General features: G+C 33.1%; 13 protein-coding genes. 3 read left to right on the forward strand and 10 right to left on the reverse strand.

Annotated elements, in window-relative coordinates:
* Window positions 1–2: 2 nt before the first annotated feature.
* Window positions 3–2,468 carry a DUF5686 and carboxypeptidase regulatory-like domain-containing protein gene (locus Q0783_RS16830; RefSeq protein ID WP_298897074.1) on the reverse strand — a complete coding sequence of 822 codons (2,466 nt, stop codon included), beginning with the start codon at window positions 2,466–2,468 and terminating at the stop codon, window positions 3–5.
* A 167-nt stretch (window positions 2,469–2,635) separates the two neighbouring features.
* A complete protein-coding gene (gene smpB / locus Q0783_RS16835; protein ID WP_230935582.1) occupies window positions 2,636–3,094 on the reverse strand; it encodes an SsrA-binding protein SmpB in 459 nt (152 codons plus the stop codon).
* Window positions 3,095–3,176: 82 nt separating this feature from the next.
* Between smpB and Q0783_RS16840 the strand changes: the two genes are divergently transcribed.
* Window positions 3,177–3,917 carry a DUF6503 family protein gene (locus tag Q0783_RS16840; RefSeq protein WP_298897076.1) on the forward strand — a complete coding sequence of 247 codons (741 nt, stop codon included), beginning with the start codon at window positions 3,177–3,179 and terminating at the stop codon, window positions 3,915–3,917.
* On the opposite strand, the gene Q0783_RS16845 is transcribed toward Q0783_RS16840, so the two are convergent.
* The 7 genes from Q0783_RS16845 to Q0783_RS16875 all read right to left on the reverse strand — a co-directional run bounded on the left by Q0783_RS16845 (window position 3,910) and on the right by Q0783_RS16875 (window position 9,935).
* Window positions 3,910–4,425, reverse strand: coding sequence for a phosphoglycerate mutase family protein (locus Q0783_RS16845; RefSeq protein WP_298897078.1), 516 nt, complete (start codon window positions 4,423–4,425; stop codon window positions 3,910–3,912). The genes Q0783_RS16840 and Q0783_RS16845 overlap by 8 nt on opposite strands.
* A gap of 6 nt (window positions 4,426–4,431) precedes the next feature.
* Window positions 4,432–5,211, reverse strand: coding sequence for a hypothetical protein (locus tag Q0783_RS16850; protein ID WP_298897080.1), 780 nt, complete (start codon window positions 5,209–5,211; stop codon window positions 4,432–4,434).
* A 98-nt stretch (window positions 5,212–5,309) separates the two neighbouring features.
* The gene (deoC, locus tag Q0783_RS16855) at window positions 5,310–5,972 is read right to left on the reverse strand and encodes a deoxyribose-phosphate aldolase (RefSeq protein ID WP_298897082.1); all 663 of its coding nucleotides are present in this window, start codon (window positions 5,970–5,972) and stop codon (window positions 5,310–5,312) included.
* 220 nt (window positions 5,973–6,192) lie between these two features.
* Window positions 6,193–7,053, reverse strand: coding sequence for a TraB/GumN family protein (locus Q0783_RS16860; RefSeq protein ID WP_298897084.1), 861 nt, complete (start codon window positions 7,051–7,053; stop codon window positions 6,193–6,195).
* A 57-nt stretch (window positions 7,054–7,110) separates the two neighbouring features.
* Complete coding sequence (locus tag Q0783_RS16865) at window positions 7,111–7,599, reverse strand: acyl-CoA thioesterase (protein WP_298897086.1); 489 nt, start codon at window positions 7,597–7,599, stop codon at window positions 7,111–7,113.
* 51 nt (window positions 7,600–7,650) lie between these two features.
* Complete coding sequence (locus tag Q0783_RS16870) at window positions 7,651–8,247, reverse strand: TetR/AcrR family transcriptional regulator (RefSeq protein ID WP_298756693.1); 597 nt, start codon at window positions 8,245–8,247, stop codon at window positions 7,651–7,653.
* A gap of 107 nt (window positions 8,248–8,354) precedes the next feature.
* Window positions 8,355–9,935, reverse strand: coding sequence for a T9SS type A sorting domain-containing protein (locus Q0783_RS16875; RefSeq protein ID WP_298897088.1), 1,581 nt, complete (start codon window positions 9,933–9,935; stop codon window positions 8,355–8,357).
* A 262-nt stretch (window positions 9,936–10,197) separates the two neighbouring features.
* Here Q0783_RS16875 and Q0783_RS16880 point away from each other — a divergent pair, with 262 nt between their 5' ends.
* Window positions 10,198–10,821, forward strand: a complete 624-nt coding sequence (locus tag Q0783_RS16880; protein WP_298756699.1) for an OmpW family outer membrane protein — start codon at window positions 10,198–10,200, stop codon at window positions 10,819–10,821.
* A gap of 128 nt (window positions 10,822–10,949) precedes the next feature.
* On the opposite strand, the gene clpB is transcribed toward Q0783_RS16880, so the two are convergent.
* Complete coding sequence (gene clpB, locus Q0783_RS16885) at window positions 10,950–13,559, reverse strand: ATP-dependent chaperone ClpB (protein ID WP_298897090.1); 2,610 nt, start codon at window positions 13,557–13,559, stop codon at window positions 10,950–10,952.
* Between the two features lie 207 nt (window positions 13,560–13,766).
* Here clpB and ytxJ point away from each other — a divergent pair, with 207 nt between their 5' ends.
* Window positions 13,767–14,150 carry a bacillithiol system redox-active protein YtxJ gene (gene ytxJ / locus Q0783_RS16890; protein WP_298897092.1) on the forward strand — a complete coding sequence of 128 codons (384 nt, stop codon included), beginning with the start codon at window positions 13,767–13,769 and terminating at the stop codon, window positions 14,148–14,150.
* The last annotated feature ends 81 nt before the right edge of the window (window positions 14,151–14,231 follow it).

The following is a 14,231-nucleotide window of genomic DNA, read 5'->3' on the forward strand; positions in this document are numbered from 1 at the left end:
GATTAGAAGAATTTCAAACCAAACAAAATCGCATCGCTTTGAAATCCGCTTTGATACGAACGTACGTAATCTAAACGTAAAAATCTAAATTTTCCCCAACCAATATTGTCTAAACCTATTGTATATTCTTGATACGGTTTGTTGTCTGGAGTAGATAGAGCATGAGCACCAACAATTAAATTAAAATTAAGTTTCTTTAAAAGCGGAACTCTTCCTAGCAAGAAGCCATTAAAATCATGCTCGGCATGCATTTCTAAATAAGAATCATTTGTACTCGCTGTATAGTATGGTAAATTATTAAATACATTTAGATATGAGCCAGAACCAACCTGGGTTTGGTTGCCATTAAAGTGCTGGAAATCAACAAAAGCGATATCATCACCACCAAAGAATTTGCCAGCTTTCGCATTATACCTAAAACGTCCTTTGTCTCCTAAATTAAGTCCTTGTGTAACTCTAAGCTTTACTTGATCAAAATTATAGTCATCTACAGATGATGCAAATCCTTTTTCATAACCTAAAATAACTGTTGGGTATTTAGAATTAGGGACATTAAATTTTCCATTAGGATAACTCAAATAATCTTGTGCAAAATTGATACGTGCAGTAAGATTAAACTTCATAATGTTATGTGTATCAAAAGGAGCTACACCATATGCCGTTTCATCTAATGGATTATTACTAGTATACACCTTATCGTCTTTAGGGTACCAAGCTTGATCTGTGGTATTGAATAATGCTTTGCGCCTTTGGTAACCTAAATTTGCATTAATTCTAAATCCGTTAAATAACTCATTAGAGTAGGAGGCTTGAACATAACTATTCTCATAGATCTTCATGTAATTTTCTTCAGAAAATAAAGAAAAACCAGTATTCAATGCTTTAGAAATAGGGTTACTCGCATTAAACTGTTGCGTTGTAACACCACCAGAAAGTGTTAAGAATGGTCTACTCTTATTGTTAAATTTGTATGTAGCAGAAAGTGTTCCTCTTAAGCGATCATCACTAAACCCATAATTAATATTTCCTCTTATAGAGAAGAAGCGCTCAAAGTCATCAAAACTTTTTGTGTAGAACGCACCAATATTGGCATTCCAACCTTGAACAGTATTAAAACTAATAGCTTCTATAGGAGAAGAAATGCCAGCGCTCCAGTTTTCATAAGAATTTCTATAGGTATAACCTCCAATAACATCACCGAGTTTAAACTTATTATTAACGCTGTCTACAGAATCTTTATAGGTTTTAGATTCTCTTACAATTTGGATGCTATCTTTTTTGACATAATCTGTGACTTCTTCAAGTGTCAATGGTACAGGTCTTATGGTATTCCAAAAGGTAGAATCTTTTTTATTGGCTTCGTCTGCAAACGATACTATTTCTCGAGTAAAATCCTTACGTGTTAGACCAGGATTGAATTCATAACTACTGTATACAGCAGTAAATCGACCATCTCCTTTAATTCCTAAGATACCATACTTGAAATCAATATTTTGAGAGATCTTTGCCCAAATATTATCTTTTTCAGAAAACGAAAAGTTTTGAGTAATAGTAATTTTATCAACTGCAGGAATTCGGGCTTGTGTTCCTGTGATATCTAATTCGGCCGCATATATAGTCCATTGATCTTCAACAATATAGATATAGCCTTCAAAAACAGGGTCATTTTCACGTCTTGGCGTTGCTTTAATCTTATTGATGAGGTTTCCTCTATCATCATAAAAGATACCTTCTAATTTATAGCGATAATATCCAAAAGCATTATTTGCAATAGGTGTAATGATTTGATTTCCTATTTCTACTGTATTATTGTAAAGATCATAATCGACATCAATAGCATTATTAAAACTAAAACCATTATCATCACCACTCACTTTAGAGGCTAATATTTTTTCTTTGAGTTTACTTGGTCTTAAAAATTCTAATTTAGAAACGGTTTCAGATAAATAGATGACACCACTTCTTGTTGAGTCTAATCCACCTCCGAGATCACCAACTTCGGCACCGAGAATTTTTTCTGGAGCATCTTTAATTCGGATCAATCCGCGAGAATAAAAATCTGATTTGTAGCTCTGTATTTTCGCTTGGTTTTCTTTTCGTTTGGCAATAGCCTGACGCATGATGATATTTGCAGGGTTTTCTTCGGCATTAACAATTACTTCATTTAGGGAGATTTCCTCATCTAACAAAGTTGCATCCAAAGTATATGGAAACGAATTGATGTCTACTTTTTTCTTTACTGTTTTGTAACCTAAATACTGAAATACAACAGTGTAATTTCCAGATTTGGTAATATTGAGCTCATAGTTTCCGTCTTCATTGCTAGTGGTTCCTGTATATGTGTTTTCAATGTAAATATTTACAAAAGGTAAGGCTTTGTCATTATTGTCTGTTACTGTTCCTTTAACTTGGGAAAAACTGTGAATACTAAATAAAAGGGTAAATGCAAGGAGTAAATTTTGTTTCATAAGAATTGATTGATGGTTTTTTTATATAGACGCATTTTTTTATAAAAAGGTTGCCTAAGCGATGCCAAACATAGCCATTAATTTAAATGACTTTTGTTAAACAATCATAAATAAAACCAAGTTTACTGTTAAATATTGCCTTGGAATACATGGTAATTTACAATGTGTTATTTGTAGATTTTTTTAATACGATCTAGGTTTCGCTTATTGTCACGATCTTTAATGGTGTCACGTTTATCGAAGAGTTTTTTACCTTTTCCTAATGCAATTTCTAATTTTGCTAAGCCTTTTTCATTGATAAATAAACGCAGTGGAATAATTGCATTTCCTTTAACATTAACTTCTTTTTCTAACTTTTTAAGTTCACGTTTATTAAGTAGAAGCTTACGCTCGGCTTTAGGTTTGTGGTTGTAGTAGTTGCCGTAGATATATTCTTGAATCGTCATATTAATGACAAATAACTCACCACGATCATTAAACTCACAAAAACTTTCGGCTATAGAAGCTTTGCTATCTCTAATGGATTTAATTTCAGTTCCAGTAAGCACAATACCAGCAGTATAAGTGTCGAGAATTTCGTACTCAAATTTTGCTTTTTTATTCTTTATGTTAACCGGTTTTTGCATGGAGAGCAAAGGTAATTATTTTTAACTTTTATAGCTGTTATGAAATGATTAGTTTTCCGACTTAGTTTTAAACCAATCGTATATGAAATATCTAGTAGTTGTTATTTTGTCTTTTTGTTTTCTAAATTGTAAACAGGATGTTCGTGAAGATATGTCTGCTCAATCACTTATTGATAGAAGTATTGAAGTATCTGGAGGGCATTTAATAGATTCTACTATCATAGATTTTGATTTTAGAGACAAGCATTATATGTCTTTTAGAAACAAAGGTGTTTTCCACTTAGAGCGTAGATTTAAAGATTCGGTTAACGAGACTAAGGATATCCTTAACAATAAAGGATTCATGAGACTTATAAATAACTTTCCTATGGCTGTTAGAGATTCAATGGCTGTTAAATATTCAGCTTCAGTGAACTCTGTTCATTATTTTTCTGTATTGCCATATGGTTTAAATGACAAGGCTGTTAATAAGGAATTGTTAGATGACACAACAATCAAAAATAAGACTTATCATACAATTAAAGTCACATTCAACGAAGATGGAGGAGGAGAGGACTATGAAGATGTTTTTATCTATTGGATCAATAAAGATACTTTTAAAGTCGATTATCTCGCTTATTCCTATGATGAGAGTGACGGATTGGGATTACGGTTTAGAGAAGCGTATAATGAACGCTATGTTGAGGGAATTCGCTTTGTAGATTATAATAATTACAAACCTGAAAATCCTTCAATACCATTGATCAAATTGGCAGAGCTATTTGATCAAGGTGCCTTGAAACTCTTATCTAAGATAGAATTGGAAAATGTGACGGTTAATTAATAGTTAGGACTTGATCTATCGTTTTTCCATTGGAAATAGTAACGATATATAAGTTTCCGTTATTATTGTCATCAATATCTTCATATTTTTTTTCCTTCAAAACCATATTGACAAAAGCAGGTGTGGTGTTGCTATGACCTACAACTAAGACTGTTTGACCTTTTGTTGCTGTAGCGAAGTCTTCAGAATATAATGCTCTAGGATCGTAAAATTGAATTTCAACTTTATTTTTCTCAGCTGTTGGAGCTGCTGTTTGCATAGTTCGGTTGTATTGTGTTGAGTATACAGCATCAAATTTCACATGCTGAAGAATTTCACTCCAATGGATAGCTCTTGTTTTACCAGTTTGAGTTAAGTCTGGATTTCTGTTTGTTTTATCACTTCTATCTTTTTCGGCATGACGAATAAAATAATAAGTTGTGGTCTCAGACTCTACTTTAGTTTTTTCTTGAGAAAATGAAGGTAAAGAGATAGCAACGATAAGTAAAAGTGTAAAAATATGTTTCATTAGGTTTTAATTTTTAAAAGGGTCTATAAATTCATTTACAACATTCCAATTGTCTGTGACATCATGATCTACTCGACTTTCAACTAACATTGATGAGCCATGAACACCATATTGAGCCACATAGGTTTTATGTCCGAAAGATTGTGCCAATGCTAGTTGATCTTTCACGCTTTGAAATTCGGCTTCTCTTTGAGGCCGCAATAACAGCATTGGAACTTTCAAGGTTTCAAAATACGGATTAGGAAGGCAATCTTTTAATTGATCACCTGAAGCTGGTGAGAATGCCAAAACTGCGTCGATATCTTTTGATCTATTATGAGCTAACTGGATAGCTAACGAAGCACTATAGCTACTTCCCCAAACTAATTTTTTGCCAGTAAACCCTTCAGAAATCACATAATCTAGAGTACGTTCTAAATCTGGATAAGCATCACAGTATCCGTAATTATTGGTAGATATATCAGAAACGGTTTTATTATGATTACCATAAATTTGTCCGCCTACTCGCTGGTCTATAGCAAGAACATTAAAACCTTTGTTCGTTAATTTGGGTATAATGGTATGATATTCGGCTTCCCAATTAGATCCACCTTGATGGAATAATAGAATTATAGAAGCCTCTTTATTGGTTTTAAACAGTTTACCTTGGATTTGAATACTGTCTGTTGTATAGAAACGAACACGATTGTCATTGTTTTCAGATGTAGTGTTCTCTGTTTTCACATCACCATTACAGGCAAATAGGAGAGTTAATAGACTAATAAAGATGAAAACGGAAGATTTCATTTTAGAGTTTTTAGTGATAATCAAATATAAATGACTCTAATTCTAAAACTGAAAAAACTATGTTAAATCTTATATTGTGATAGAGTACAGTACAGCTACTAGTAATTAGCACGTGAAAACTCACCATTAGAAATTGCTACACCTTTTGATGTTCCAATACGTTCAACACCAATATCTGTATATTTTCGAGCAGTTTCGTAATCACTTATGCCACCAGAGGCTTTTATTTTGCATTTATCTCTAACGGTTTTTCTAATAATCTTCACAGCAGTAAGAGTAGCTCCGCTTTTTGTGAATCCTGTTGATGTTTTTACAAAATCAACTTTTGCGTCAAGACAAATTTCAGAAGCTTTTACGATTCCGTTTTTTGAAAGTTCGCTAATTTCTATAATAACTTTTAATGGGGTTTTTCCAATTGCGGTTTTAACGTCTTTGATGTCTTTAAAAACTTCAACATAGTTCTTGCTTTTAAAAACTCCAATGTTCATAACCATGTCTATTTCATGCGCACCATCATTTATTGCTTGTTTGGCTTCAAAAACCTTTGCCTCAGTAGAAGAGGCGCCTAAAGGGAATCCAACAACTGTACATATTTTTATTTTGGTATCTTTTAATAATTGTTTTGCTAAAGGGACATAGCAACTGTTGATACATACAGCATAAAATTTATGTTTCTTGGCTTGATTGCAATGATCGATAATGTCACGTTCAGTGGCAGATGCACTTAAGAGTGTGTGGTCAATATATGAGTTAATATTCATATTAAAGTAGGCAAATTTTTACTAATCCTTGATTTGAAGAAGAACTAGTACGCTTTTAACTAATGTAAATTTGGGAATTAATAGCGGTTCAAAGTTAGTAATTAAATCTAACAATCATAACCTTAATTACTAAAGTTTTATTGTGTAAACAATGAGTTTTAAACAGTTTTTTAACAAAAAAGCCTCTAAATTAGAGGCTTAACGCTTAATTTGTATTGATTTAGTTTACTGCTTTTACAGTATATCCAGCTTTGCGCAATAGCTTTATAACGCCATTTTCTCCTGCAAGATGGCCTGCTCCAACTCCAAAAAAAGTAGGTTGTTTCTTAGAAAAGTCTTCAATTTTTGAAATCCAATTCTTATTTCTGTTGTCAAGAAGTTTATCTCTATGCTTAGTCGTTGACAAATTTTTATCTTCTTTCATCATGGTATCCATACCTTCAATATCTTCTGTATCATAGAGTTTGAGCATTTTATCAAAAGATTCTTTGTCGTGAGCTAAATTATCTTTTGCTGAACGTAATAAATCAGCCACCTGATCTTTATAAGGGATTTCATCAAAAACGTTTAATTGTTCTTCAACTGTTTCCAGACCTAGAATTTCTTCCTCTTGTTCATGAGCTACTTTCATTAATTCCTCCTCGTATGATTGGATTGGGCAGCCTAGTAATTTTGGAAGAAACATAGCACTTATAAAGAATGGTTTAACGTTTCCGAGAGATTCTAGAGGCATTCCCATTTGTTCTTTAATAAATTTCGATAATGTCTCATATTCTTCAGCACTAACTAAGTCTTTAATGGTTTTGCCATCTTTCATATAAAGCCCACTCATCATGGTGGTTTGCATAGATGGGTCGTCTATATCTAGCTCTAAAACTAAAAGTTTCGTGTCTTTCATGGCTTTTTGAACATCTTCGTCTAAAGTTGCATTACAGGTCATATGTATTGTGCCATAAAGAAATGATGATTCTTTTAAACCGTTACCAGATATTTCCCATAGTAATGACTTTTCAAGTTCTTGGGCACATGATAGATTAAATACACCAAGACATAGCGCCAAACATAATAGTAGTTTTTTCATAATTAAAGTTTAGATTTTATAATATGTATGAGTAGCTACCAAAATGTTACATCTATTTTAAATTTCAGCCTTTATTCTTTTAAATTCTAATAGGCGATCTTCAAATTTATCAGCATTTATAGGTGTAACAATACTCTTGAATAGACCTATAAGATCTTCGGAATGTGTTTCTCTAGATTGCTTGAGAAGATTAAAATGCACAAAACTACACCATATGACAGCTTTTAACTGTGATTTATCTTCATTGTACATTCGCATTTCTACTTTCAACTGACTAGAATCATAGTATATTAATTGTGATTCTATAGTTACAGTTTCCATTAAAAAAGCAGGTTTTAAATAGGCAATTTGATTACTGCTTGAGACCCAACTCTTTCCAATTTGCTGTGCCATTTTATAGATATCTACATTATAATGCTCTACTAATTGATCTTCACGATGGTTCATGAAATAATTAATATAGCTTCCATTATTTAAATGATTGAAAGGATCACAATCTTGAAATCTAATTTTTGTTTTACTACTTACAATTTTTGGTAATTCCATAATTATCATTTTTTAAAATATACCAAACGGTATATTATTGGTTAAATTTTTTTAAACTTTTAATTCGTTATGAATCATTTGATCGATTTGATTCATAGTGTCTTTCATATAAAATTCGTCATCCATGGTGTAGGTCATAAACACTGCACCTTGAATCATAGTATCCAATCGTTTAGCATACTGCATGGCGTTTATTTCGGTTGAAATTTCACCTGCTTCTATACCATTTTCTATAATTGTAGCGACTTGGTCTTGAATTTTCTCAATTACTATTTTTACATTTTCCAATAGAGGTGTATTTTGATTATTCGCATCTACACCAATGTTAAGTACAGGACAACCACCAAGTTGTTTACTATAATCATAATAATTTCTGTAAAAATCTGAAATTAAAAATAACTTCTGAATAGGCGAATCGCTGAGTTCTAAATGTCTAGCAATGCGTTTCATTAAGGCTTTCACAGTAAATTTAAATGCAGAAATGGCAAGTTCTTCTTTATTTTTAAAGTTGCCATAGATTGCTCCTTTAGTTAAACCAGTAGCTTGTGTTATATCGCTCATGCTTGTTGCAGCATAACCATTTTGATTAAAAATTGGTGCTACTGTCTCTAAAATAAACTGCTTTGTAAGTTCTGCTTTGGTTTGCATGACAACAAATATATATAAAATATACCAATTGGTATATTAAAAAACAAAAAGAATTTTTATTTGGATGCACTTATAAGAAAAACAGAGTGCAAACCTTTAATGAATACCTAATCAATGATTAGTTTTTTAGTTGTCATTCCTTTGTCAGATTTTATTTCGAAAATATATAATCCGCTACTAATTTGATCTCTAATATCAATGGTAATCTTGTTGGAAACTCTATTGCTATCATCTATACGGAGTAGTTTTTTGCCATTAATACTATAGATTTGAATTGAAAAATTGGATGAAATACGATCATCTAATGTGACAGTGATTACCCCATTACTTGGATTAGGAATAATGCTAACGAGATCTTCATTATTAAATTCTTGATTAGAAAGTGAGGTGTTTTCTTGCATAAAAATTTTATAGCCATCACATGTACCAAGAATGATATCCATAAAACCATCGTCGTTAATGTCTATATAATCATGATCATAGGTTGAGACATTCCAAGCATTAATTGTGCTTCCATAAGGATGTATTAAATTACCACTGTGAAGGCCGTCATTTTCAAAAATAATAAATCGTCTAATTTCACTAGTTTCACAAGGTGGGAGATCTGTATCTACACTAGATAGACCAATATCTAAATCGCCATCATCATCTAAGTCAATCATTTTTACATTTCCGCCAAAACCATCAGTTCTATTCGTTGGCATAGTATATTGCGTAGCGCTAACGCTTTGGTCTATAATGACACTTGTGACCTTATCAACATAATCGGCTGCATCATCGACTAAATAAAAATCAAGAAAGCCATTATCATCTAAATCACCTGCTGTAAACATGTATGGATTTGGACCAGGTAATCTTTGCCAATTGGTAAATGTTGCATCACCATTATTGTATAAAATTATAGTGCCTTTGGTATTAAAGGGAGCGATGTCATTTAAGCCTAAATTTTTGACGATATCTAAATCAAGATCATTATCTACATCATGAAATTCTACACCAGTTCCAAAACTAGAATTCCTTAGATCACCTAATCGACTTACGGTCTCATCGGTGAAATTTCCTGTACCATCATTAATTAATAGTACGTCTCTTGCATTCCCAGAAGGTGCATAATTTATCATATATAGATCGTTGGAATTATTTCCTGTTAAATCGCCTCCCCAACCTGCGCAAAATTGTATTGGGTTTACTGTAATTGTAGGCAATCGTGTACTGGATTCGTCTGCAAAGCCTTGCCAATCACCAGATGCATCATTTCCTTGATTGATAAAGAGTTTTGGTTGATCGCCAAAGGTACTAATGATAAAGAGGTCTAACCATTCATCATTATTCACATCAACACAAACCACATCTCTTGAATCTGTAACATCTGATAAAAAATCTGGAGCATAAAGATTAGTTTCGTCTGTTAAAACACCATCTCTATTCATAAATAGCAAATCTGTTTTAGCTCCAGGAGCGGAAAACGGTGATTTTCTCACGACAACTAGGTCCATTTTTGAATCTTTGTCAAAATCGCCAACTGCTAAATCTTTTTCTTGATCATCAACAGCATTAACATCAGTATTTCCAGTGACATTAGTAATAACAATACGTGTATCGGTTTCATCATCAAAATTCACCCATTGTGCACTGGTACTAGAGTAAATAAAAGTAAATAGAAGTAGGAAAGTGTATTTTGTTTTCATGGTTGAGGGTTTTATAGGTTAAAGAAAATCTGTTTAAAGAACACGATCAATTTGATATATACTAAGATTCATCTTTTAAAAATAATCATTTTATTAGAAATAAACAGTAACAGGTTGTTTTTCAGTGATTTCTAAATCTAAAATAGTTTTAAATAAGCGAGTTTAAAACAGCTTTTAAAACAAAGTTTTTAGACTATGATTTTTGTCATAAATCTTAATGTTTTTTCAATCTAATTTTGTGTAAATCTTAAATAGATATAACATGAAAAAAATAATTTTCGCATTACTAATGACAGGTCTTTTTACGATGACCAATGTCAATGCTCAAGAGACAAATTCAACTGATGACACAAGTTTTAATAGATGGCAAGCACGCTTTAGAGTGGTTGCAGTAATCCCTTCTCCAGATGATGATATCGATGGTGCAGATGTTGATATTTCTACAACTTTTGTTCCTGAGGTGGATTTTACATATTTCTTTAATAGAAATCTTGCTGCAGAGTTAATTTTAGCAACGACAAAGCATGAGGTAGAGGTAGAGAATGGTCCAGATTTAGGATATGTTTGGTTATTGCCACCAACGCTAAATTTACAATATCATTTTTATGCCGATGAGTTTAAGCCTTATGTTGGGGCAGGAATAAATTATACCATATTCTATGCAGAAGACGCAGGTGATTTGGATGATATTGATTATGAAAATACAATTGGTTTTTCACTACAGGCAGGATTAGATTACAACTTAAACGACAAATGGTTCTTGAACCTAGATGTCAAGAAGTTATTTCTTAATACAGATGTGACTTTAAATAATGATGCATCTACTGAAGCTAAAGTAGATATAGATCCTTTAATAATTGGGTTTGGAGTAGGTATGAAATTCTAATAAAAATTAATTATCTATAACACTTATAACGGAAAAGCAACGCTCGTTTTATTTCTAAAACTTACGTTGCTTTTCAACTAACCAACCACTTAAAAGACTGTTATATAATCATTTTGTTACACGAATATTTAAATTTCTTCTGAAACAAAACTTGCTTCGTTTCTAAATACGAGTTTATCGTCAAACGAATCCAGTAAAATAATACTATCTGTTGTTACTTTTCCTGATAAAATTTCTTTGCTCAAAGCATTTAATACTTCTTTTTGAATCACTCGTTTTACAGGTCTTGCTCCATATTCTGGATTAAATCCTTTTTCAGCTAAATACCCTATAGCCTCAGGAGTTGCGTCAAAAGTGATGCCTTGTTTTGCAATCATTTTTTGAACACCTTTTAGCTGCAGACCAACAATGTCTTTAATATTGGCTTTGCTTAACGGTGTAAACATAATAGTATCATCAATTCGGTTTAAAAACTCCGGACGAACACTTTGCTTTAATAAGCCTAAGACATCAATTTTAGCGGCTTCAATTGCTGAATCTATATCTTTTATTGCTTCAAATCGTTCTTGTATAATATGACTTCCTAAATTAGATGTCATGATTATGATGGTATTTTTGAAATCAGCCACACGACCTTTATTGTCTGTTAATCGACCTTCATCCAATACTTGTAATAAAATATTGAACGTATCAGGGTGTGCTTTTTCGATTTCATCTAGCAATACTACAGAATAAGGTTTCCTACGAACAGCTTCAGTTAATTGTCCGCCTTCATCATAACCAACATATCCTGGAGGCGCACCAACTAATCGACTTACACTATGACTTTCTTGAAACTCACTCATGTCAATTCTAGTCATCGCATTCTCATCATCAAACAAGTATTCTGCTAACGCTTTTGCTAATTCAGTCTTACCAACACCTGTTGTTCCCAAGAATAAAAAGGTGCCGACTGGTTTTTGTGGATTTTGTAAACCTGCCCTTGAACGTCTTACAGCATCACTAACGGCAGTTATAGCCTCTTCTTGTCCAACAACACGTTTGTGTAATTCGTCCTCCAGTTTCAGTAATTTATCTCGCTCACTCTGTAGCATCTTTGTTACAGGAATACCTGTCCATTTTGCTACAACTTCAGCTATATCATCGTAAGTAACCTCTTCTTTGATTAGTGAACTTTCACTCTGATTTTTTTGTAATTCTTTCTGAAAGCCTTCAAGAGCCTCTTGTGCCTCTTTAATTTTTCCGTAGCGAATTTCAGCTACTTTTTCATAGTCACCTTCACGCTCTGCACGTTCGGCTTCAAGTTTGTACTCTTCAATATTTGATTTTGTGGTTTGAATATTATCAACCACTTCCTTTTCACTTTTCCATTTCGCATTAATCTCGTTGCGCTCTTCCTTAAGGTTCGCCAGATCTGAACGTAAAGATTTTAATTTCACTTCATCTTTTTCTCGCTTAATGGCTTCAATTTCAATTTCCAGTTGCATAATCTTTCGATCTAATACATCAAGTTCTTCAGGTTTTGAATTGATTTCCATGCGTAATTTAGAGGCAGCTTCATCCATAAGATCAATAGCTTTATCTGGAAGAAAACGATTCGTGATGTAACGTTCTGAAAGCTCTACAGCTCCAATAATAGCTTCATCTTTAATACGTACTTTATGATGGGTTTCATACTTTTCTTTAATACCTCGTAGAATAGAGATTGCACTTTCAGTATCAGGCTCATCGACCATGACTTTTTGAAAACGACGCTCTAAGGCTTTATCCTTTTCAAAATACTTTTGGTATTCATCTAGTGTGGTTGCACCAATAGCACGCAGTTCACCACGAGCTAAAGCAGGTTTCAGGATATTTGCTGCATCCATAGCACCTTGACCGCCTCCAGCACCAACCAACGTGTGGATCTCATCAATAAATAAAACGATATCTCCCTCGCTGGTCGTCACTTCTTTAATCACGGCTTTTAAACGTTCTTCAAATTCGCCTTTAAATTTCGCACCAGCAATTAAAGCACCCATATCCAGTGCGTAGATTTGCTTATCAATCAAATTTTCTGGAATATCGCCATCAATGATACGATGTGCTAAACCTTCTGCTATAGCTGTTTTACCAGTACCTGGTTCTCCAACCAAAATCGGATTGTTCTTAGTACGTCTTGATAAAATTTGAAGAATTCGTCGTATTTCTTCATCGCGACCAATCACAGGATCGAGTTTACCGTCTTTGGCTAACTGATTGAGATTCTTAGCGTATTTATTAAGTGAATTATAAGTGTCTTCCTGACTTTGAGAAGTCACTCGGTCACCTTTACGCAGCTCTTCAATAGCTACATTTAATGCATTTTCAGTGACACCTTGATCCTTGAGCATTTGGGCAATTTTGCTTTTCGACTTAAAAACTGCCAATATCAAATGTTCTACGGAAACGAACTCATCATTCATTTTTTTAGCAATGATAGATGCTTCGTTAAGAGATTTGCTAGCTTCACGCGAGATCATGAGATCTGCTCCTGATACTTTCGCAAAACTTTCCAATTGCTTATCTAAGGCTAACTTTAATACGTCTATATTAACATTCAGTTTCTTCAAAATGAATGGTAATACATTCTCATCAACATCGAAAATGGCCTTAATAATGTGCTCATTTTCTATTTGTTGATGTCCCATGCTTTGCGCCAGCTGTTGTGCCTGCTGAATCGCCTCTTGGGATTTTATAGTATAATTATTAAAATTCATATATCTTGAACTATTATTTTATTAGTATTTTTCGGAAGCTATAGGTCAATAACCTTACCAATTATAAAAGATGAAAATTAAACGACAAAATGACCGATTTAGTGTGTGATAGCGTGACTTTTCGTCAGTTTGTAAGTTTATACTAAAGGTACGACTTATACTATGGAAACGTGCTTAACGCATGTGAAATTTATGTAAAGATTAACTATGGGATTTTTAAAGAGTATATTCGGATCGTCTGAGCCAAAAGAAGAAAAAGTATTGCCTTGGCAAGCATTAACTAATGTTGCGCAACTTGCTGAGATCGCACAACGTTCGCAAGCGAAAACGCAAGTTATTTTTAAGCATTCAACTCGCTGTGGAATTAGCAGTATGGTGATGAACCAATTTGTAAGTGCTTATAACGTTGATGCTAATCTTGATCTCTATTATCTCGATCTCTTAAGTTATAGAGAAGTGTCTAATGAAGTAGGATATAAGTTTCAGGTGATACATCAATCTCCACAATTATTGATTATTAAAAATGGTACTACTGTGGCACATGCCTCTCATGGAGCAATCAATGATCTTGATTTAGAGCGGTTTGCTTAAATTTTTGAAGAGCTAAATAGTGCTAATTAAATATAAATACTTATTTTGGTTCAATACATCTATAGGTCTTTAAATTTGAGT

Source organism: uncultured Psychroserpens sp. (assembly GCF_947500255.1).
GTDB lineage: Bacteria > Bacteroidota > Bacteroidia > Flavobacteriales > Flavobacteriaceae > Psychroserpens.

Excerpts from the sequence above, each read along its gene's own strand:
- smpB (WP_230935582.1), bottom strand. The coding sequence starts at position 3,094 with ATGCAAAAACCGGTTAACATAAAGAATAAAAAAGCAAAATTTGAGTAC.
- Q0783_RS16875 (WP_298897088.1), bottom strand. The coding sequence starts at position 9,935 with ATGAAAACAAAATACACTTTCCTACTTCTATTTACTTTTATTTACTCT.
- Q0783_RS16850 (WP_298897080.1), bottom strand. The coding sequence starts at position 5,211 with ATGAAATCTTCCGTTTTCATCTTTATTAGTCTATTAACTCTCCTATTT.
- Q0783_RS16830 (WP_298897074.1), bottom strand. The coding sequence starts at position 2,468 with ATGAAACAAAATTTACTCCTTGCATTTACCCTTTTATTTAGTATTCAC.
- ytxJ (WP_298897092.1), top strand. The coding sequence starts at position 13,767 with ATGGGATTTTTAAAGAGTATATTCGGATCGTCTGAGCCAAAAGAAGAA.
- clpB (WP_298897090.1), bottom strand. The coding sequence starts at position 13,559 with ATGAATTTTAATAATTATACTATAAAATCCCAAGAGGCGATTCAGCAG.
- Q0783_RS16880 (WP_298756699.1), top strand. The coding sequence starts at position 10,198 with ATGAAAAAAATAATTTTCGCATTACTAATGACAGGTCTTTTTACGATG.
- deoC (WP_298897082.1), bottom strand. The coding sequence starts at position 5,972 with ATGAATATTAACTCATATATTGACCACACACTCTTAAGTGCATCTGCC.
- Q0783_RS16840 (WP_298897076.1), top strand. The coding sequence starts at position 3,177 with ATGAAATATCTAGTAGTTGTTATTTTGTCTTTTTGTTTTCTAAATTGT.
- Q0783_RS16865 (WP_298897086.1), bottom strand. The coding sequence starts at position 7,599 with ATGGAATTACCAAAAATTGTAAGTAGTAAAACAAAAATTAGATTTCAA.
- Q0783_RS16845 (WP_298897078.1), bottom strand. The coding sequence starts at position 4,425 with ATGAAACATATTTTTACACTTTTACTTATCGTTGCTATCTCTTTACCT.
- Q0783_RS16860 (WP_298897084.1), bottom strand. The coding sequence starts at position 7,053 with ATGAAAAAACTACTATTATGTTTGGCGCTATGTCTTGGTGTATTTAAT.
- Q0783_RS16870 (WP_298756693.1), bottom strand. The coding sequence starts at position 8,247 with ATGCAAACCAAAGCAGAACTTACAAAGCAGTTTATTTTAGAGACAGTA.